General features: G+C 74.3%; 19 protein-coding genes. 10 read left to right on the forward strand and 9 right to left on the reverse strand.

The genetic code is table 11. The features are described 5' to 3' along the window. Nucleotides 1-6 precede the first annotated feature (6 nt). The 3 genes from J4557_RS23810 (at nt 7) to ppk2 (ending at nt 2,611) form a co-directional block, all read left to right on the forward strand. Nucleotides 7-1,215, forward strand: coding sequence for a globin domain-containing protein (locus J4557_RS23810; RefSeq protein WP_208268954.1), 1,209 nt, complete (start codon nt 7-9; stop codon nt 1,213-1,215). A 62-nt stretch (nt 1,216-1,277) separates the two neighbouring features. Further along, on the forward strand, nt 1,278-1,709 hold the full coding sequence (locus tag J4557_RS23815; RefSeq protein WP_208268955.1) for a pyridoxamine 5'-phosphate oxidase family protein: 432 nt from the start codon (nt 1,278-1,280) through the stop codon (nt 1,707-1,709). 80 nt (nt 1,710-1,789) lie between these two features. Further along, the gene (gene ppk2, locus J4557_RS23820; RefSeq protein WP_208268956.1) at nt 1,790-2,611 is read left to right on the forward strand and encodes a polyphosphate kinase 2; all 822 of its coding nucleotides are present in this window, start codon (nt 1,790-1,792) and stop codon (nt 2,609-2,611) included. 47 nt (nt 2,612-2,658) lie between these two features. On the opposite strand, the gene J4557_RS23825 is transcribed toward ppk2, so the two are convergent. Both J4557_RS23825 and J4557_RS23830 read right to left on the reverse strand, forming a co-directional pair. Next, nucleotides 2,659-3,144 carry a pyridoxamine 5'-phosphate oxidase family protein gene (locus J4557_RS23825; RefSeq protein WP_208268957.1) on the reverse strand — a complete coding sequence of 162 codons (486 nt, stop codon included), beginning with the start codon at nt 3,142-3,144 and terminating at the stop codon, nt 2,659-2,661. Between the two features lie 309 nt (nt 3,145-3,453). Further along, nucleotides 3,454-4,851 carry a tetratricopeptide repeat protein gene (locus J4557_RS23830; RefSeq protein ID WP_208268958.1) on the reverse strand — a complete coding sequence of 466 codons (1,398 nt, stop codon included), beginning with the start codon at nt 4,849-4,851 and terminating at the stop codon, nt 3,454-3,456. 369 nt (nt 4,852-5,220) lie between these two features. On the opposite strand from J4557_RS23830, the gene J4557_RS23835 reads away from it, so the two are divergent. Further along, nucleotides 5,221-5,478 carry a hypothetical protein gene (locus J4557_RS23835; protein ID WP_208268959.1) on the forward strand — a complete coding sequence of 86 codons (258 nt, stop codon included), beginning with the start codon at nt 5,221-5,223 and terminating at the stop codon, nt 5,476-5,478. A 21-nt stretch (nt 5,479-5,499) separates the two neighbouring features. Here J4557_RS23835 and J4557_RS23840 read toward each other — a convergent pair whose 3' ends face one another. Together J4557_RS23840 and J4557_RS23845 are read right to left on the reverse strand one after the other, a co-directional pair. Next, a complete protein-coding gene (locus tag J4557_RS23840; RefSeq protein ID WP_208268960.1) occupies nt 5,500-6,612 on the reverse strand; it encodes a hypothetical protein in 1,113 nt (370 codons plus the stop codon). Then, a complete protein-coding gene (locus J4557_RS23845; RefSeq protein WP_208268961.1) occupies nt 6,609-7,172 on the reverse strand; it encodes an RNA polymerase sigma factor in 564 nt (187 codons plus the stop codon). The genes J4557_RS23840 and J4557_RS23845 overlap by 4 nt, the downstream gene beginning before the upstream one ends. A 239-nt stretch (nt 7,173-7,411) precedes the next feature. Between J4557_RS23845 and J4557_RS23850 the strand changes: the two genes are divergently transcribed. Beyond that, complete coding sequence (locus J4557_RS23850; RefSeq protein WP_208268962.1) at nt 7,412-7,816, forward strand: PaaI family thioesterase; 405 nt, start codon at nt 7,412-7,414, stop codon at nt 7,814-7,816. Nucleotides 7,817-7,838: 22 nt separating this feature from the next. Here J4557_RS23850 and J4557_RS23855 read toward each other — a convergent pair whose 3' ends face one another. Beyond that, nucleotides 7,839-8,561, reverse strand: a complete 723-nt coding sequence (locus tag J4557_RS23855; RefSeq protein WP_208268963.1) for a dienelactone hydrolase family protein — start codon at nt 8,559-8,561, stop codon at nt 7,839-7,841. Nucleotides 8,562-8,638: 77 nt separating this feature from the next. Further along, a complete protein-coding gene (gene thyX / locus J4557_RS23860) occupies nt 8,639-9,436 on the reverse strand; it encodes an FAD-dependent thymidylate synthase (protein ID WP_208268964.1) in 798 nt (265 codons plus the stop codon). 165 nt (nt 9,437-9,601) lie between these two features. Here thyX and J4557_RS23865 point away from each other — a divergent pair, with 165 nt between their 5' ends. Next, nucleotides 9,602-11,677 (forward strand): molybdopterin-containing oxidoreductase family protein, encoded by a 2,076-nt coding sequence (locus tag J4557_RS23865; RefSeq protein ID WP_208268965.1) that lies wholly within the window; start codon nt 9,602-9,604, stop codon nt 11,675-11,677. A gap of 33 nt (nt 11,678-11,710) precedes the next feature. Then, nucleotides 11,711-12,958: a DUF1266 domain-containing protein gene (locus J4557_RS23870; RefSeq protein ID WP_208268966.1), complete on the forward strand. Its 1,248-nt coding sequence runs from the start codon at nt 11,711-11,713 to the stop codon at nt 12,956-12,958. Here the strand turns inward: J4557_RS23870 and add are convergent. Then, nucleotides 12,955-13,986 carry an adenosine deaminase gene (add, locus tag J4557_RS23875; protein ID WP_208268967.1) on the reverse strand — a complete coding sequence of 344 codons (1,032 nt, stop codon included), beginning with the start codon at nt 13,984-13,986 and terminating at the stop codon, nt 12,955-12,957. The two genes, J4557_RS23870 and add, sit on opposite strands and share 4 nt — an antisense overlap. Nucleotides 13,987-14,093: 107 nt before the next feature. Between add and J4557_RS23880 the strand changes: the two genes are divergently transcribed. The 3 genes from J4557_RS23880 (at nt 14,094) to J4557_RS23890 (ending at nt 17,277) form a co-directional block, all read left to right on the forward strand. Then, nucleotides 14,094-15,059: a helix-turn-helix transcriptional regulator gene (locus J4557_RS23880; protein WP_208268968.1), complete on the forward strand. Its 966-nt coding sequence runs from the start codon at nt 14,094-14,096 to the stop codon at nt 15,057-15,059. 199 nt (nt 15,060-15,258) lie between these two features. Beyond that, nucleotides 15,259-16,788, forward strand: coding sequence for an MFS transporter (locus J4557_RS23885; RefSeq protein WP_208268969.1), 1,530 nt, complete (start codon nt 15,259-15,261; stop codon nt 16,786-16,788). A 9-nt stretch (nt 16,789-16,797) separates the two neighbouring features. Further along, nucleotides 16,798-17,277, forward strand: coding sequence for a MarR family winged helix-turn-helix transcriptional regulator (locus J4557_RS23890; protein WP_208268970.1), 480 nt, complete (start codon nt 16,798-16,800; stop codon nt 17,275-17,277). 61 nt (nt 17,278-17,338) lie between these two features. Here the strand turns inward: J4557_RS23890 and J4557_RS23895 are convergent, their stop codons facing one another. Further along, the gene (locus J4557_RS23895; RefSeq protein ID WP_208268971.1) at nt 17,339-18,244 is read right to left on the reverse strand and encodes an SDR family oxidoreductase; all 906 of its coding nucleotides are present in this window, start codon (nt 18,242-18,244) and stop codon (nt 17,339-17,341) included. 74 nt (nt 18,245-18,318) lie between these two features. Continuing rightward, on the reverse strand, nt 18,319-18,465 hold the full coding sequence (locus J4557_RS23900; RefSeq protein ID WP_190854010.1) for a GPGG-motif small membrane protein: 147 nt from the start codon (nt 18,463-18,465) through the stop codon (nt 18,319-18,321). Between the last annotated feature and the right edge of the window lie 241 nt (nt 18,466-18,706).

Raw genomic sequence — 18,706 nt, forward strand, 5'->3', positions numbered from 1 at the left:
AGCACAGTGCTCTCCCCCCGGAACACCGAGATCGTCCAGGCGACCCTGCCCGCCGTCGCGGCCCACGGCGCCGAGATCACCGGCCGGTTCTACCCGTCGATGTTCGCCGCGCACCCCGAGCTGCGGAACCTGTTCAACCAGGGCAACCAGGCCAACGGCGAACAGCGCCAGGCCCTGGCGGGCTCGGTCGTCGCCTTCGCCCGCCAGCTGTGCGGGCTGGACACCGCGGTCGCGCCGCAGCGGCTGCTGTCACGGATCGCGCACAAGCACGCGTCCCTCGGCGTCCGGCCCGAGCAGTACACGATCGTCGGCCGCCACCTCATGGACGCCGTCGCCGGCGTGCTCGGCGACGCGGTGACACCGGAGAGGCACGCCGCCTGGTCGGAGGTCTACTGGCTGTTCGCCACGCTCCTGGTCGCCGAGGAGGCCCGGCTCTACCAGGAGGCCGGCTGCGATCCCGCGGCGGAGTACCGGCCCTGGCGGGTGACCGAGCGCCGCGACGAGGCCGAGGACGTCGTGTCGTTCGTCCTGCGGCCCGCGGACGGCGGAGAGGTCCTCTGCCACCGCCCGGGCCAGTACGTGTCCGTGGCGGTCGACCTGCCCGGCGGTCTGCGGCAGCCGCGCCAGTACACCCTGTCCCGGGCGGCGGACGGTGTCTCGATGCAGATCACCGTCCGGCGGCTGCGCGGCGGCGCCGGGGCCCCCGACGGCGCGGTCTCGACCCACCTGCACCGCAACCTGACGACCGGGGACGAACTGCTGGTCGGGGCACCGTTCGGCGACGTCGTCCTGGACGACGGCTCCGAGCCCCTGGTCCTGGTCAGCGGCGGAATCGGGATCACCCCGATCGCCGCGATGCTGGACCATCTCGCCGCGACGCATCCCGAACGCCGCGTCATCGCCCTCCACGCCGACCGCTCCCCCGCCGCGCACGCGCTGCGCGTCCAGACCGCCCGGTCGGCCCGCCGAATGACCGAACTGGACGCCTTCACCTGGTACGAGCAGCCCGACGGCCCGAGCAGCGACCGGGTCCTGGCCGGACGCGTCGACCTCGGCGCCCTGCCGGTGCGCGTCCCCGCCAAGGCGCGCGCGTACCTGTGCGGCCCCATCCCGTTCATGCGGGACGTCCGGCACGGCCTCCTGAAGGCCGGCGTGAGCGACGAGCGCATCCACTACGAGGTCTTCGGGCCCGACCTGTGGCAGCAGAACGACTGACGAGACGAGCACGGCGGCGGCGCCACGGCGCCCCCTCGGCCTACGGAGGCGAGACCGGAACGATGATCACCGACGAGACCCACGGCTTCCGCCCGCTCGACCGCCCCGACTGCCTGTGGCGGCTGACGCACGCGGTCGTCGGCCGCGTGGCGTGGGCGGGCTGCGGCGGGCGCGCCGTGCTCGTCCCGGTGAACTTCGTCGTCGACGGGCCCGGGGTCGTGTTCCTGACCCCGGGCGCCGGTCACGTCGTCGAGGCGGTCCGCTCCCGCACCCGGCTGACGTTCGAGGCGGACGGCACCGGACCCGCCGCGAACGAGGGATGGAGCGTGCTGCTCAGCGGCCGTCCCGAGATCATCACCGACCACCGGAAGGTCCGGTGGCTGGAGCGGCACCCGCTCGCCGCGTGGGCCCGCGCCCCTCACCGCCGGTTCGTCCGGATACCCGCCGAGGAGATCACCGGGCACGTGATGACGCTGAGCGCCGGCGGCGCGTGAACGCCCCCGTCCCTCCTTGAGATCGCCGGCTCCGGCGCACATGATCTACTTGGCCGGGCACGTCGATACGGGAGGCCGCCATGGGGAAGGCGTCGGGCAAGGTCAAGCGGCTGCCCCGCGACGTCTACGAGCGGGAACTGGCCCGGCTCCAGACGGAGCTGGTGACGCTGCAGGAGTGGGTCCGCGCCGAGGGCGCCCGCGTCGTCGTGGTCTTCGAGGGACGGGACGCGGCCGGCAAGGGCAGCACGATCAAGCGGGTCACCGAGTACCTCAACCCGCGCGTGGCCCGGATCGTGGCGCTGCCCGCGCCGACCGACCGCGAACGCACCCAGTGGTACTTCCAGCGCTACGTCGAGCACCTGCCCGCCGCCGGCGAGATCGTGCTGTTCGACCGGTCCTGGTACAACCGGGCGGGCGTCGAGCGCGTCATGGGCTTCTGCACCCGGCAGGAGTACACGCGCTTCCTCCACCAGTGCCCGATCTTCGAGCGGCTGCTCGTCGAGGACGGCGTCCTGCTGCGCAAGTACTGGTTCTCGGTCAGCGACGCCGAACAGGAACGGCGCTTCCGGAGCCGGCTGGAGGACCCGATGCGCCGGTGGAAGCTGTCCGCCATGGACCTGGAGTCGATCACGAGGTGGGAGGACTACTCGCGCGCCAAGGACGAGATGTTCGTCCACACCGACATCCCCGAGGCGCCCTGGTACGTCGTGGAGAGCGAGGACAAGCGGCGGGCGCGGATCAACATGATCGCCCACCTGCTGTCGACCATCCCCTACCACGAGGTGGAACGACCGCCGCTCGAACTGCCCCCGCGTCCCGCCCCGAAGGGCTACGAGCGGTCGCCGCGCGAGATGCAGACCCAGGTCCCCGACCACTCCGCGACCCTGGGCACCGGCCGCTGACCGCGTGACCGTCGGCGTCGCGGCGCCCGGGACGGCGGTCCGCCGGGTCAGATGAGCGCCGAGCCGTTGTCGCCGCCATGGTGCAGCCCGAGGACCATCGCCGCGTCGTTCGAGGCGACGCCGTTCTCGCCCGGTATGCGACGTCCGGAGAGCATCTGGGGACGCAGCCGGATGAACTGGTCGCGCTGCCCCGGCGCCCAGGTGCGCAGGTCGAGCCTCTCCATCGCGGCGATCTCGTCGGGAGCGAAGACGCGGCGGGCCGGGCCGATCGCCACCACCGACCAGCCGGTCCGCGCGCCGATGTCGAACGCGTCGATCTCGAAGGCGACGATGGTGCCGCTCGCAGCGGTGGCCAGCCGGGAGGTCCGCAAGGTCCGGAACACGATGTCCTCGCCGTCGAGGACGTAGTTGACCGGCTGGATCGCCGGCAGGGCGTTGTGGGTGAAGACGATCCGGCCGACCTCGGCGTGCCGCAGCAGATCCCGGCACTCGTCCGGTCCGAGGATCTCCAGACCACTGCGATCGAGTTGCATCACTCCACCATGCTCGCCCCGCGCATGCCCGGTCAGGGCCTAAGGTCCCGACTCACGACCCTCATGGCACGCCGGTCCGCGACCGGCCCCGGGCGGGCTCGCCGCCCGGCGTCTCGGACCCGATGCCGAAGATCGCGAGGGGGCAGCGGCCACAGCCACCCCACCGGTCCAGGAGGAGGTGACCGCCGGCCAGGCCGCCAACGTCCCGCTCCACGACGTGGAGACGAACCGGACCCGTGAGAGCAGCGGAGAACGCATGGCCTTCGTACCGTAGGACGCGCGGGGCGGCTTGCCGCTGGACGTGGTTCGTCAGGGTTGACGGAGTCGCGTTGCGCGGGTTCGGGCTGTGGTCGCGATGGCGGCATCGCCGAGAGCCTCGGCGACGGCCGCGTGCTTGAGCCAGTTGAAAGGGCTGGACGGCCGCAGGTTGAGCCGCTCGCTGGTCAGGACGCGCGCCAGGTCGAGGCGGCGGGCGCGGAGCGCGGCCTCCAGGAGCGTCTTCTGGACGGCGTCGCGCTGGGCGTGGCTGCCGCCGAACTCGTGGACGCGGTGCCTGATCGGAGCCAGCAGGTCGACCACGGCGCCGTGGTCGCCGCGGCCGAAGGCCACCAGGGCGCGGCAGACCGGCAGCCCGACCCGCGCCGTCATCGCCCGGTTGGTGACGTCCGGACGCGCCCGCTCCAGATAGGCCTCTCGGTCGGCGATCAGCCGGTCGGCGTCGGCGAGCCGCCCGGCACCCACGAACGACATCACCGCGTGCATGTCGTTGAAGGCGGAGAACGCCTCCCGGGACTTCGGCTCCCAGGCGTCCGCCAGCTCCTTCCATCGCGTGGTCTCGTCGCGGCCCTCCAGCAGCAGGCGCCAGAGCAGGGCCGCCGCGTCCAGCAGCTCGAACGCGGAGCCCGTGGCCTGCGGTCCGTGCAGGACGGTGTCGTAGATCTCCAGTGCCCGCGAGGTGTCGCCCGCTTCCAGCGCGTACAGCGCGTAGTGCCACCAGGTGTGGACGTTGAAGAACGTGCCGGTCGACCAGTCGGGCAGGCGTTCGTCCAGGAAGGCGGTTCCGCGGCCGAACCGGCCCTGCATCTCGTAGGTGTGCACGACGGCGTGGATGCCCCACACGTCCTTGGGGTCGAGTTCGACCGCGCGCAGTCCGGCCTCTTCCGACCGGCCGTAGTGGCCGGCCTCCTCCAGCCCGAAGGCGTACATGCCGAGAAGGTGACCGAGGTGCCGGTCGTCCTCATGCCAGGCCGTCAGCGCGCCGCCGATCCGGTCGCGCAACGCGCGGGCGTCGCCGGTGAAGAAGTCGAGCTGGTGGCCTACGAACAGCGCCAGCGCGTCGCGCGGATACTCTTCGGCGATCCGCCCCAGCGCGGCGCCGCAGGCCGGGAGGCCGCCGTCCAGCAGGTGCTCCACGGCCTCGATGTGCGCCTGCTCGCGGGGCAGCAGGCGCACCGCCTCCACGCCGGCGCGGAACTCCCGGAACCGCGCGGCGGCCTCCCGCGCGTCCTCCGGTTCGGTGGTCAGCAGCCCGAGGTAGGCGGACAGGACGTTGGCCATCGGAAAGCCGGGATCCTCGGCCAGAGCCGCGCGCGTCTCGTCGACGACCTGCGCGCGGAAGTGCAGCAGCTCGTCGATCGCGGTGTCGTAGTGCGCGAGTGCGGCGGGCGTCGCCGCCCCGATGGCCAAGCCGTGCTCGTCGGTCCCCATGGTCTCCCCGCCGGTGAGGTATCGCGTCGCTGAGCGGTTTCTTCCCCCGAGTGAAGGTAGTCAACGAATGAACGTACGGGCAGGGGCCGCCGAGACGGGAGGCGACCGGGCCGAGGCCACCGTCCCCTACGACATGGGACTCCATCTCCCGATGGGCCATCGGCGTGCCGGCCGGGCGGTAGCCAAGAGGTCGTAGGCCAACGCCGGCAGGAACGCCAGGAGCAGGACGACCCGCGCAAGGCGGGCAGGCCGCGGGCCACGAGGATCGGGCGGGGCCAGACCGGCATGGCCCGCAACCTGATGAGCATGCCGTCGCGGGCGTCCTGCATCAGTCCCGTCCCGGTCTGAAGGCCGCTCCGCAGCGCCGTCGTGAAGAACGTCCTGGAGCAGGTCGGGCGGCAGGTCCGGCAGCGGCTCCCCCGCCGCAACTCCAGCGCCTCGCGCAGCAGCGCGGCCGCGCGGTGCGGCGTGCTCGTCCGCGCCGGGCGCGTGGCGCCCTTGGCGGACGAGCACACCGAACCGGTGCAGGTCCAGCGACCTCGATCAAGTAGCGCCGGGGTGGGTCAGCACGATCGTCGTGCCGTCCGCGCGGAGCGCGGGTGGCTCTGCAGGGTGCTGCGGGAGTGATCTCACTCTCCCTCGCCGGCGTCACCAGGTGCTCTGCGGCGAGAGGTCGACGATGCCTCGTGGTGTCGGCCGCTTGTGCACGGTGTTGCCGGTGATCTTGTACACGTGGCCGCCGATCTCCGCGACGATGGCGTCGCCGAAACTCACCACGGCCGGGCTGCCGCTGTGGACCGGGCCGAGCGGCACGTCGCGGTCGATCTTCCCGGCCGCCAGGGAGTACCACTTGACGTGGCCCTGCCCCTGCCCGGCCACCAGCGCGACGATGTGCGCGTTGTCGGAGTCGGCGGCGGCGCCGATCAACTCCGTGCCGGGCGGCCCGAGCCGGACGGGGCGGATGACGCCCGTGGCCGGGTCGAGGACGCGCAGCCCGGTGTCGGGCGTCTCGGCGGTGAAGAGCAGACGGCGGCCGTCCGGCGTCCAGGTCAGGTCGTCGGCCACCTGGCCCTGCGGGAGGTCGAAGGCACGGCGGCGCCCGGTGGCGACGTCGATGACGGTGATGCGCTCGCGGATGCGGTCGTCGTCGGTGAGAGAGTATTCACCGTTGCCGGCGGTCAGCTTCGCGCCGCTCTCGGTGACGTAGGCGATCGTGCTCCGGTCGCGTGTCGCGGCCAGCAACCGCGGGCCCTCTCCTGGGAGTCCGTGCAGCGTGAGCCGCGGCAGTTCCGCGAGCAGCGCGGGGGTGCCGTCGGCCTTGAGGGAGAGCCGGTAGAAGCGGATGACGGACTGGCCGACGTCGACCGTGGTGAGGAAGAAGGTCCGGTCGTCACCGGAACCGGCGGCGTCCCAGAATCCGGTAGTGCCGCGCGGGACGGGGACGTGGGCGATCCGCTTCCCGGTGGCGGCGTCGTTCACGGTCACCGGGGTTCCGGGCGGCATCCCGCCGGTGAGGACGTACTTGGCGCCGGCGTAGGCCGCGAGCGTCATGCGCGGCGTCGCGGCCGGGTGGCCGGACGGCCGGACGACCAGCGCGACGATCGCCAGTGCGACGGCCGCGACGGCGACGGCGCCGATCGGGGCGGCCAGGCGCCGGCGGCGCGGGGCGGCCGGGGCGAGCGGCCGCACGGCTCCGGCCGCGACGGTGGCGGCGGCGTCGGCGAGAGCGCCGCGCACCAGGTCCTCGGGCATCGTGTTCACTTCTCCTCCTCGTACCGTGCGCGGAGCGCGACCAGGCCGCGCGAGAGCGTCGACTTGACGGTTCCGGCGCTGACGCCCATGGCGGCGGCGATCTCCGCCTCAGGCAGGTCGAGGTAGTAGCGCAAGATGACGGCCTCCCGCTGGCGTGGGGCGAGCCGGGCGATGGCGCGCAGCACCCGCCGCCGGTCCTCGGCGATCACGACGTCGCTCTCCGCCGAGTTCCCCGCCGACCAGACCGGGGCGGGAGGCTCGGTGAACCTGCGCGTCAGAGCCCGGCGGCGCAGCACGGTCCGACACGTGTTCACCAGGGCGGCACGGGCGTAGGCGAGCAGGTCGTCGGGTGGGGCGGACGACCGCCGGCGGGGGCGTTGCAGGCGGGCGTAGACGTCCTGGACGACGTCCTCCGCGCTCGCCTGGTCGCCCAGCAGCAGTAGCGCCAGCCGGACGAGCGACAGGTGATGCGCCTGGAACAGCTCGGCGACGTCCCGCGCCCGCGCGCCCGGCGCCGGCCCGTCGGAGGCGCCGGCGCCGGGCGCGGCCAGCGCTTGCTCGAATGTCATGCCTGTTAGACCAGCGAACCGCCGAATGGTTGTTCCTCCGGCGCGGAAGTCTCGGCGCCGCGGGGACGGGGCAGAGGAGGCCGGGGACGTGGGCGGCGGCACCCTGCCGATCACGGTCCCGCCCACAATGCCGCTCTGCAGAGGAGCCGTCCTGGCTTTACCTGCGAGGTAATGGACGGTGCGCGGGTGTGATCGTGAAGGTGGGCCGGGTAGGTTCCGGCGCCGTCCGAGGAGGATCCATGACCACCGGGCTCACCCCCGACCAGATCACCGATGCCATGCCGTTCGCCCGCGCGCTCGGCGTGGAGATCGACGCCGCCGCTCCCGAGGAGGTGACGGGGCATCTCGACTGGGCGGCGGACCGCTGCACGGCCGGCGGGCTGATGCACGGCGGGGCGCTGATGGCGCTCGCCGACACGCTCGGCGCGGCCTGCGCCTTCCTCAACCTGCCGCCGGGCGCGTCCACGACGACGCTGGAGTCCAAGACCAACTTCTTCAGAGGCGTGAAGGAGGGCAGCGTCCGAGGCGTCTCGCACCCGCTGCACACGGGCCGGACGTCGATCGTCGTGCAGACCGACCTCTACGACGGCACCGGCCGCCGTGTGGCCCAGGTGACCCAGACCCAGGCCGTTCTGCGAGCGTGACCGAACGCCGGGCCGGGAGCCTTTACGTTGTAGATTTTTTAGCGACGTGCTCGTCGAAGAAGGCGAAGATGCGCTCCCAGGCGACGGGCGCGTTCTCGCGGCCCCTGCCCAGGCCGAACGCGATCTTCGTGACCGGCCCGAGGAGGCCCGGCGCCTCGGGCCCGGTGAGGAAGCTGTGGCCGCTGCCGGGGTACTCCCTCACGTCGTGCGGGACTCCCCCGGCGGTCAGGGCCCGGTCGAGCTTGGCGGCGGCGCCGCGGAGGGTCGGGTCCGCGCCGCCGTAGCTGGCGACGATCGGACATGCCTCCCGCAGCGCCTCCTCCGGCCTTCTCGGCAGCATGCCGTAGTTGACCGCCGCCGCCTGGAAGTCGTACTTCGCCGCGGCGACCAGCGCGAACCCGCCGCCCATGCAGAAGCCGCACACGCCCACGTCGCCGGTGCAGTCGTCACGCGCGGCCAGCCAGGCGCGCGCCGCCTCGACCGCGTCGTAGGTGGGGCCGCGTCCGGCGCGCATCTCCCCCAGCGCCTTGCGGACGCACCGCACCCACGGCGCGCCGCCGTAGAAGTCCGGCAGGACGGCCAGGTAGCCGCGGGAGGCGAACCGGTCGGCCTGCGCGCGCATGTCAGGGGTGGCGCCGAACGCCTCGAACACGATGACGACGGCGGGCCACGGCCCGTCTCCCTCGGGGACGGCGAGGTACCCGGGCAGCTCGCGGGCGCCGGTGGGGATCACGATGTCCGACATGCCGCCCCATCCTGCCGCAGGCGTACATCGTACGTACAGACCCGCGCCGGCGGTGGCTCAGCGCGCCGCCGCGGGCGTCAGACCTTGCGCCACTTCGGGATCCAGGCGCCGTCCTCCACCTCGTAGTCGCCGAACAGGTCGGGCGCCTCCGTGCGCATGAGCTCGCCGATCTTGCCGAAGAGCAGGCGGATCTCCTCCTCGGCGCCGGGCGCGGTCCGGTTCTCCAGGGTGTGCCGCAGGCTGCGGACGTTCGCCGTCCAGACCAGGCCCGTGCCGAGGCCCTCCGGGGCGAAGCGGCGCATGAAGGAGGTCTTGTGCTTCTTCTCCTTGAAGGGGACGCCCTCCTCGTCCAGCCCGAAGTGCTCGGTCATCCACCCCTGGAACTCCTCCATCTGCTCCAGCATCGCGGTGGCGCGCTTCATCAGCTCGGCGTCCTCGCGGGCCCACTCGGGGAACCAGAAGGGGATGTCCGTGAGCCGGACGTACCGCAGCGACTCCTGCGAGATCGCGACACCGGGGCGGTGGCGCACGAGCTCGTGGGTCAGCACGCGGCTGACGTTGTGCAGCACGAAGCTGAAGCTGACGTGCTCCAGCACCGAGCCGTGCAGGCTGCGGAGGATGTTCTCCAGGTAGGCGGACGAGTCGGTGCGGACCTTGGTCACGTTGGGGTTGAGGCCCGGCTCCCAGGACCGGTAGCAGAGCCGGCCGGCGAACTCCGCGAGGGTCTGGGGGTCGTTCAGCTCGTCGTCGAGGTCGCCGCGGTCGAGGCGCTCCAGCCAGCTCTCGCCGCCGACGTCCCGCAGGTACCGGGCCACCTCGCCGTAGTCCAGTTCGGGCCGCGCTACGAGGAACACCTCAGGCTCGACGCTCTTCACTTCGTATCCCCCTACGGGCCGGTTCCGTCGCCCTATAGGAAACCACCCCGCCGGGGGCGCCGCGACCCGGGTGCCCGGCATCGCGTGTAATGGGCGTCCTGGGACGACGCTCATGTGGTCATGTCCGAGACTAGAGAGGCTTCACCTGCTGTGGGGGGTTCGAGGATGGTCGACGGGGACTCGGGGCCGGCCGGGCTGACGGTGCTGGGGGCGTGCCCGCTCGACTGCCCGGACGGGTGCTCGTGGGTGGTGACCGTCCGGGACGGCAAGGCGGTGCGGCTGCGCGGCAACCCGGACCACCCGTACACGCGCGGGGCGCTGTGCACCAAGGTGAACCGGTGGCTCGAACGCGCGGAGCAGCCCGACCGGATCCTGCACCCGATGCGGCGCGTCGGCGCGAAGGGCGAGGGGCGCTTCGAGCGGATCACCTGGGACGAGGCCCTTGACGAGATCGCGGACCGGCTGCGCGGCGTGATCGCCGAGCACGGCGGCGAGGCCGTCTGGCCCTACTGGGGCACGGGCACGCTGGGCTACCTGCAGGGCTGCGAGGGCTTCGGCGGGCGCCGGTTCTTCAACGTGCTGGGCGCGTCGGCGCACGCCGTCGACATCTGCTCGGCGGCCGGGGCGGCCGGGATGACGGCCGCGATCGGGTCGGCGGGCGGCATGGACCCGCAGGACCTGGCGCACGCCCGGCTGGTCCTGTTGTGGGGGACGAACCCGCTGACCAGCGGGCACCATGTGTGGAAGTTCGTCCAGGACGCGCGCAGGGCGGGCGCGCACCTGGTCGCGATCGACCCGGTCCGGACGCGGACGGCGCAGCAGGCCGACGAGCACCTGGCCCCGCTGCCCGGCACGGACGCGGCGCTCGCGCTGGGGCTGCTGAACGTGGTCGTGCGCCTCGGCGCGCAGGACGAGGAGTTCCTGCGGGACCACACGCGGGGGTGGGAGGAGTTCCGGGAGCGGATCGCGGAGTTCCCGCCGGAGCGGGCCGCGGAGATCACCGGCGTCCCGGCGGCGGACATCGTCGCGCTGGGCGAGCGGATCGCGCGCACCCGTCCCACCGCCATCCGGGCGACGCAGGGCGTCCAGCGGCACTCCGGCGGCGGGGCGACGCTCCGGGTGCTGGCCGGCATCCCGGCGGTCACCGGCGACTGGCGGCTGCGCGGCGGCGGCCTCGCGTTCTCGACGTCGGGGCACATCAAGCTGAACAAGGCGGCGCTGTACCGGGACGACCTGCGTCCGGGCCCGGTGCGGACGCTGTCGATGAGCCGGCTCGGCGAGGGCCTGCTGGACGTCCAGGACCCGCCGGTCAAGGCGCTGTTCGTGATCGCGGCGAACCCGGCGGGCAGCACGCCGCACCAGAACAGGGTGCGGCGGGGCCTCGCGCGCGAGGACCTGTTCACGGTGGTGCTGGAGCAGTTCCCGACCGACACCGTGGACTACGCCGACATCGTGCTCCCGGCGACCGCGCAGCACGAGCACGCCGACCTGCACGAGGGGTACGGCCACCTGTACCTGACCTGGAACGAGCCGGCGGTCGCGCCGCCCGGCGAGTGCCTGCCGACGTCGGAGACGTTCCGGCGGCTCGCGCGGCGGATGGGCGTCGAGGAGCCGGCCGTGTACGACTCCGACGAGCGGCTCGCCGAGCAGCTGCTGGCCTCGGACCACCCGTGGATGGCGGGCGTCACGCTGGACCGGCTGCGCGAGGAGGGGTTCGTCCGGATGGCCGTGCCGGACCCGTTCGTCCCGTACGCCGGCGGGTTCCCGACGCCGTCGGGGCGGCTGGAGTTCCGGTCGGCGCGGGCGGCCGGGGCCGGGGCGGACCCGCTGGCCGGGTACGTCCCGCCGTTCGAGGTCGCCGATCCGGAGCGGGCGCGGCGCTACCCGCTGGCGCTGGTCTCGGCGGCGTCGCACGAGTTCCTGAACACCCAGTTCGCCAACAACCCGGAACTGCGGCGCCGCGCGGGCGACCCGGCCGTTCGGGTCCATCCGGACGACGCGGCGGCGCGGGGCCTGGCCGACGGGCAGCGGGTCCGCGTCGGCAACGACCGCGGCTCCTTCGAAGCCGTCCTGCGGGTGTCCGACCAGGTCAGGCCCGGTGTCGCGGCGACCTCGAAGGGGCACTGGCCGAAGTTCGCCGGCGGTTCGAACGCCAACGCGGTGGTGGACGAGCGCGCCACCGACCTCGGCGGCGGCCCGGTGTTCCACGACACCCGCGTCGAGATCACCGCGGCCGGCTGATGCCGGTACGGTATGCGCCGTACGGAGGGATCGATGACGTTTCAGGCCATGCTCGACCGCGCCCGCAAGTACGAGCGGCAGGGCCGCCCGGAGGAGGCCGCGGGGGCGTACGCGTCCGCCGCGCAGGACGCCGAGGCGCGCGGGGACCGGGCGTCGGCCGTCGCCGTCCGGGCCCGGCAGGCGCGCGCGCTGGCCGCGGCGGGCCGGGTGGACGAGGCGCTGCGGGTGCTGGACGGCGCCGAGCGGGCGGCGGCGGCGCTGCCCGGCGGGCCTGAGGTCCGCGCGGTGCTGGACGGGCAGGCCGCGCACGTCCTGGCCGCGGCCGGGCGGACGGGCGACGCGGCGCGCCGGGCGTGGGGCGCGATGGCGGGCTTCCGGTCCGCCCAGGACCACAAGCGCGCCGACGTCGCGGGCGTGCACGCCGCGCGGCTGATCGTGAAGGACGCGGGGCCGCGCGGCGCGCTCGGGCCGCTGCGGGACCTGCTGGCGAGGATGCCGGCGGGCGGCGACGGGCACCGGCAGGTCGCGGCGCTGCTCGCCGACGCCGAGCGCCGCCCCGACCGCGACTACGACGTCCTGATCACCGACCCGGACAGCGCCTCGTGGGGGCGGCTCGCCGCGGCCCTCGCGGTCGGCGCGCACCTGGCGGTCGGGAACGCGGTGCCGTGGAACACGCTGTCCACCCCGGACGGCGCCCGCGACGACCGCGTCCTGCTGGAACGCGACTGGGGCATCACGGACGCGGCGGGCTGGCGCGAGCAGATCGACCGGCTGCTGGACGCCGAGAACAGCGACCCGGCCATCCAGATGGTGCTCGACCAGCGCGGCCGCGGCACCGAGCCGCACGCCTGGCGGGCGGCGATCGTCGCCTGGTGCCGCGAGCGCGACATCTCCGACGAGACCATCGAGCACGTCGTGGCGCTGTCGGAGCTGATCCGGCGGTACGAGGCGCGGTTCCGCGCGGACGGGCTGCTGGCGCCGGACGGCCGGGTCGAGAGCGTGTACGGCTACGACTTCGGCCGCGCGGTGAACATGGCGCGCTGGGGCCTGAACGCGGGCTACTGCGACGCCGAGGAGGCCGAGAAGTGCGTGCTGGTCGCGGGCCACCGCGCCGGCCAGGTCTACGGATCGTGGACGTCGTTCTCGTCGGGGTACGTCCTCGGCCGGATGCTCCGGTTCGACGACGGCGAGTTCGGCGAGTGGTACGACCGGTCGCTGGCCGGCCACCGCATCCTCGCGGACGACCCGGCGAGCCCCTGGCGCCGCATGGCCTGGGGCTAGCCGTCCGCCAGGGCGTCGATCTCGGCGGTGACCTCGCGGCGCCCGGCGTCGTCGAGGGACGAGGCGGCGACGGCGTTGCGGGCGAGCGCGGCCAGATCCGCCCGGCCGAGCCCGAACACCTCGGCGGCGACGCGGTACTCGCCGGTCAGCGTGGTGTCGAACATGGGCGGGTCGTCGCTGTTCAGCGTGACGAACAGGCCCTCCTCCAGCATGCGCGGCAGCGGGTGCTCGTCGAGCGAGGCGACCTGCCCGGTCCTCAGGTTCGACGTGGGGCACACCTCCAGCGGGATCTGCGTCTCGCGCAGGCGGGCGGTGAGGCGGGGGTCCTCCAGGCAGCTGGTGCCGTGGCCGATGCGCTCGGCGCCGAGCCCGTCGAGGGCCTCCCAGATCGTCTCCGGGCCGGTCATCTCACCGGCGTGCGGAAGGCTGCGCAGGCCCGCGGCGCGTGCGGCGCGGAAGGCGTCCCGGAACGCGTCCCGGTGCGGCGGGCGGCACTGCTCGATGCCGCCCAGGCCGAACCCGACGAGCGCCTCGGGCGGGTGGGCGAGCGCGTGGTCGAGGGTGCCGCGGGCGCCCTCGGCGCCGAACTCGCCGGGGATGTCGAAGACGTAGGCGACGCGGATCCCGTGCCGGGCGCGGGCCTCGCGGACGGCGTGGTCGAGCGCCTCGGTGATCGCGGGCATCGGCATGCCGGCGCGCTGGTGGGTGTACGGGGTGACGGTCAGCTCGACGTACCGGACGTTCTGCGCGGCGAGGTCGCGGGCCGTGCCGAGCACGAGGGTCCCGACGTCCTCGGGGGTCCGGACGAGGCTCGACACCGACTCGTACACCTCGGCGAAGTGGGGGAAGTCGCGGAACTCGTAGAAGGCGCGCAGCTCGCGCTCGTCCGCGGGGACGGGGCCGTCGGGGTGGCGGCGGGCCAGTTCGAGGACGGTGGGGACGGAGGCGGAGCCCACGAGGTGGACGTGGAGCTCGACCTTCGGCAGGGCGTCGATGAACGCCTCGATGGGGGACGTGTCGGTCAGCACGCCGCGAAGCTAACAGCCGTCCCAACGGCGGGGACAGGGATATCCGGGGTACCTGCCACAAGATTGTCAGGAACGACCGGGGCCGCCCGTCCGGCGAGAATGGGGGCATGCGCGCCGCCCGGTTGATCTCGCTCGTCCTGCTCCTGCAGTCGCGGGGGGCGATGACGGCCGGGGAGCTGGCCCGGGAGCTGGAGGTCTCGGAGCGGACCGTCTACCGGGACGTGGAGGCGCTGTCGTCGGCCGGGGTCCCGGTGTACGCCGACCAGGGCCGCAACGGCGGGTACCGGCTCGTCGGCGGGTACCGGACGCGGCTCACCGGCCTGAGCCGGGAGGAGGCCGAGGCGCTGTTCCTGTCCGGCCTGCCCGGCCCGGCCGGGGAGATGGGGCTCGGCGACGCGGTCGCGGCCGCCGAGCTGAAGGTCCTCGCGGCGCTGCCCGCCTCGCTGCGGGACGCGCCGGCGCGGGCCGGGCAGCGGTTCCATCTCGACGCCCCCGGCTGGTTCGGCGAGGCCGGGACGCCGCCGCTGCTGCGCGACCTCGCGCGCGCGGTGTGGCGGGACGAGACCGTCGTCCTGCGCTACCGCAAGGGCGGCGAGGTGGCCCGGACGGTGGACCCGTACGGGCTCGTGCTGAAGAACGGCACCTGGTACCTCGTCGGCCGGGTCGGCGGGCAGCCCCGCACGTACCGGGTCGACCGCGTCACCGCCGTCGAGGAGACCGGCGCGGTGTTCGAGCGGGACGAGGCGTTCGACCTCGCCGGGCACTGGGACGAGCAGGCGGCGGCCTTCGTCCGGTCGATGCTGCGCGAGGAGGTCGCCGTGCGGCTCAGCCCGGCCGGGATGCGGCTGCTGCGGTTCGCGGTCGAGCCGGTCGCCGCGGAGCGGGCCGCTGGGAGCGCGGGCGAGCCCGACGACCGGGGCTGGCGCTCCGCCGTCCTGCCGGTCGAGTCGCTGGAGGTGGCGGCCTCGCAGCTCATGCGGCTGGGTCCGGAGGTCGAGGTGCTCGGCCCGCCGGCGCTGCGCGAGCGCATGGCGAGCGCGGCGGCCCGCCTCGCCGCCCTCTACGCCGTCTGACCGGCGCGGCCGGTCCCCCGTCGCCCTGACCGGCGCGCTCCGTTCGCCGTCGCCCTGACCGGCGCGCTCCGTTCGCCATCGCCGCTGTGACCCCGGACACATCGGTCGGTAACCGAACATTTCGGTAACCGATGTATCTTGGGCGGCGGGAACGGCGAGACGTGCCGCGGCGCCCGGGGCGGCCGCGGCCGGAGGTGACGTGAACGGTGAACTGACGGAGCGGCCGGTCCTGCGGAGGCTGCCCGCCGTGCTGGTCCAGGAGCGGCCGCGGCCGGACCGGGTCCGCGAGCACCCCCGCGCCTGGTGGCTCGCGGTCGCCACGGTGTGCTTCGGCGCGTTCATGGGGCAGCTCGACGCCAGCGTCGTCACGCTCACCTACGGCAGCCTGGGCGCGGAGTTCGGGACCTCGCTGGCCGCCGTGGAATGGGTGTCGCTGGCCTACCTGCTCACCCTGGCGGCGCTGCTGATCCCCGTCGGGCGGTTCGCCGACGCGCGCGGCCGCAAGCTGCTCTACCTGCACGGGTTCGGGGTCTTCGTGGTCGCGTCGGCGGCGTGCGGGCTGGCGCCGTCGCTCGGGACGCTGATCGCGTTCCGGGTCGCGCAGGCTGCCGGCGCGGCGATGATGCAGGCCAACAGCGTGGCGCTGGTGGTGACCAGCGCGCCGGCCGAGCGGACGCGCGGGGCGCTCGGCGTGCAGGCCGCCGCGCAGGCGCTCGGGCTGGCGCTCGGGCCCACGGTGGGCGGGGCGCTGGTGTCCACGCTGGGCTGGCGCTGGGTGTTCGGCATCAACGTGCCGATCGGGATCGTCGCCCTGGTCGCGGGCCACTACCTGCTGCCGCGGACCCGGGAGCGCAACCAGGCCCGCGAGCTGGACCGGGCCGGCGCGGTGCTGCTGACGGTCGCGACGACCGCGGGGCTGCTCGGCGTCTCGGCGGCGTCCGGGCTGCCGGTGCCGGAATGGGGCGTCGCGGCGCTGTTCGCCGTGGCGGTCGCGGGCGGCTGGGCGTTCACCGCCCGGCAGCGCAGGGCGCCCTCTCCCCTGCTCGACCTGGACCTGCTGCGGGTGCGCGCGGTGTCGGCGGGGCTCGCCGGGGCGCTCGGCGCGTACCTGGTGCTGTTCGGCCCGCTGGTGCTGGTCCCGATCGTGCTGACGGGCCGCGGCTCGTCGGAGCTGCTGGCGGGGCTGGTGCTGACGGCCCTGCCCGCCGGGTTCGGGGCCGGCGCGGTCGGCGGCGAACCGCTGCTGCGGGGGACGACCGACCGGGCCCGCGGGGTGCTCGGCGCCGGGACGGCGGCGGCGTCCCTGGCGGGGATGCTGTTCCTCCCCCTGTCCCCCGGCTGGCTGGCCGCCCAGGCGGCGGTCCTCGGGCTCGGGCTGGGCGTGTTCACCCCCGCCAACAACGCGCTCATCATGAAGGCCGTACCGGCGCGCTGGTCGGGCACGGGCGGCGGCCTTGTCAACATGGCCCGCAGCCTCGGGACGGCGCTCGGCGTCGCGCTCGTCGCGCTGGCGCTGCACCTCGGGCCGGACGGCGGGCGCCTCGACGGGGCGCGCTGGGCGATCGCCGTGCTGCTCGCGGCGTCGGCGGCCACGGTCGCCGCCGCCTGGGCGGCGACCGGCGGGCGGACCCGGGCGGACGGCGAGCCCGACGGGGGCCGGGAGACGAGCGGGTGCCGGGAGCCGGAAGGGTGCCGGGAGCCGGGCGGCGAGGGCGGCGGGCCGGGCTAGAGTTGCGCCATGTCCCAGCAGCCGCCCGCCGAGACCGGCACGCACGCGCGCGCGACGGACACGCGCCTGCTCACCGAGACCGTGACCCGGCTGCGGCGGGCGCTGCGCGCCTCGATCCGCACCGAGTACCCGTGGGAGACGCTGCCGATGGCGCAGGTCGAGCTGCTCCAGGTGCTCGCCGAGCGGTCGCCCGCGCGGATCGGCGACCTCGCCGCGCGGCAGCGCCTCGCCACCAGCACCGTCAGCGGGCTGGTCGGCCAGATGATCGGCGCGGGGCTGGTGGCGCGGGCCGTCGACCCCGCCGACCGGCGGGCGTCCGCGGTCACCCTCACCGACGCCGGCCGCGACCAGCTCGCCGCGTGGGCGCGGGCGCACGAGCGGCGGCTGAACACGGCGCTGGAGGGCCTGGACGAGGCGGACCGCGCCGCCATCGTGGCCGCCCTGCCCGCACTCGCCCGTCTCACCGACCGGCTCGACGGCCTGGTCTGACCCGCCCGGCCGCCGGCGCGGGCCCGCGCCCGCGGACCGGCGCCGGCCCGAGGGGCCGGGACTAGCGGTAGCCGGTGAGGTCGGCGGGCCGCCCGTCGGTGATGTAGCGCCAGCAGTCGGGACGGCTGCCGTCGGCGTCGGTGAAGCCGTAGACCTGCGCGAGGCCGCCGCTGGACAGCGACGCGCCGTTCCAGCGGGCCCGGTCCGGGTCGGCGGCGAGCGCGGCGACGGCCCGCCCGACGAAGGCGGGCGACTCGGAGATGGCGAAGCCGGGTTCCCTGGCGACGCCGTCCCGCCAGGTGTCCTCGGTGACGCCGAAGTGCTCCAGCATCGCCTCCGACCGCAGCCAGCCCGGCGTGAGCGCGACGGCGGTGGCGCCGTGCGGCGCGATCTCCACGGACTGGGCGAGCGCCATCCGGATGACGGCGCTCTTCGCGAGGTCGTAGAAGAACCCGACGTCCTCGCGGTAGCGGGCGTTGTACTCGGCGGTCCCGTCGGTCATCTCGACGACGAGCCCGCCGGGCTCGCGGATCAGCAGCGGCAGGGCGCGGTGGCTGGTGACGGCGTGGGTGTCGACGGCCAGCCGGAGCAGCCGGAGCCCGTCCTCCAGCGACTGCTCCCACAGCGGCTTGCCGAAGCGGAACAGGTGGTCGGAGCCCCACACGTCGTTGACCAGGACGTCCAGCCGCCCGTGCTCCTCGTCGATCCGCCGGACGAGGGCGGTGACCTGCGCGGGGTCGAGGTGGTCGACCTGGACGGCGATGCCCTCGCCGCCCGCCGCGGTCACCAGCTCGGCGGTCTCCTCGATGGTCTCGGGACGGCCCATCTCGGACCGGTGCGCACGGGTGGTGCGCCCCGTCACGTAGACGGTGGCGCCCGCGGCGCCCAGCTCGGCGGCGATGCCGCGGCCGGCGCCGCGGGTGCCTCCCGCGACCAGTGCGATCGTGCCTTTCAGTTCACGGCTCATGGGGACGATGCTGGCGCGAAAACCTGACAGCCCGCGTCAGTGTTCTTCCATGTCCCCGGCCCGGTTCACCACGCTCAGGTGAAGATGCTCACGCCGCCGGGGCCGACGAGCAGCCCGACGACGATGAGGACGATGCCCCAGATCAGCTCGCGCCGGGCGAGGATCACGTAGATGCCGGAGATCACCAGGATCACGGCGATGAGCCACAGGATTGTCATCATGGCGAGCGGGATCCCCGGTACGAAAGCGGTAAAACCGCCACCCCGATTCGGTCAAGCCGAATCGGGGTTTCGGGCGGAGGGGGGATCGCTCCCCCCTCCGCCGGGATAACGGCGATCACGCGCGCCGCGCGGCGCGGCGCCGTGGCCGGAAACCGAGTCTTCCGCGCCCGGCGCCACCGGTCCAGGAACCACGGGACCATTTCCGGACGTCCGCGATGATGCTTCAGGACGAGAACCGGGT

Source organism: Actinomadura nitritigenes, from assembly GCF_017573545.1.
GTDB classification, from domain to species: domain Bacteria; phylum Actinomycetota; class Actinomycetes; order Streptosporangiales; family Streptosporangiaceae; genus Spirillospora; species Spirillospora nitritigenes.

Bases quoted from the DNA above. Each gene is read 5' to 3' on its own strand.
- J4557_RS23850 (WP_208268962.1), top strand. From the start codon at position 7,412: ATGACCACCGGGCTCACCCCCGACCAGATCACCGATGCCATGCCGTTC.
- J4557_RS23900 (WP_190854010.1), bottom strand. From the start codon at position 18,465: ATGATGACAATCCTGTGGCTCATCGCCGTGATCCTGGTGATCTCCGGC.
- J4557_RS23855 (WP_208268963.1), bottom strand. From the start codon at position 8,561: ATGTCGGACATCGTGATCCCCACCGGCGCCCGCGAGCTGCCCGGGTAC.
- J4557_RS23890 (WP_208268970.1), top strand. From the start codon at position 16,798: ATGTCCCAGCAGCCGCCCGCCGAGACCGGCACGCACGCGCGCGCGACG.
- J4557_RS23880 (WP_208268968.1), top strand. From the start codon at position 14,094: ATGCGCGCCGCCCGGTTGATCTCGCTCGTCCTGCTCCTGCAGTCGCGG.
- J4557_RS23865 (WP_208268965.1), top strand. From the start codon at position 9,602: ATGGTCGACGGGGACTCGGGGCCGGCCGGGCTGACGGTGCTGGGGGCG.
- ppk2 (WP_208268956.1), top strand. From the start codon at position 1,790: ATGGGGAAGGCGTCGGGCAAGGTCAAGCGGCTGCCCCGCGACGTCTAC.
- J4557_RS23825 (WP_208268957.1), bottom strand. From the start codon at position 3,144: ATGCAACTCGATCGCAGTGGTCTGGAGATCCTCGGACCGGACGAGTGC.
- J4557_RS23870 (WP_208268966.1), top strand. From the start codon at position 11,711: ATGACGTTTCAGGCCATGCTCGACCGCGCCCGCAAGTACGAGCGGCAG.
- J4557_RS23895 (WP_208268971.1), bottom strand. From the start codon at position 18,244: ATGAGCCGTGAACTGAAAGGCACGATCGCACTGGTCGCGGGAGGCACC.
- J4557_RS23830 (WP_208268958.1), bottom strand. From the start codon at position 4,851: ATGGGGACCGACGAGCACGGCTTGGCCATCGGGGCGGCGACGCCCGCC.
- J4557_RS23845 (WP_208268961.1), bottom strand. From the start codon at position 7,172: ATGACATTCGAGCAAGCGCTGGCCGCGCCCGGCGCCGGCGCCTCCGAC.
- J4557_RS23815 (WP_208268955.1), top strand. From the start codon at position 1,278: ATGATCACCGACGAGACCCACGGCTTCCGCCCGCTCGACCGCCCCGAC.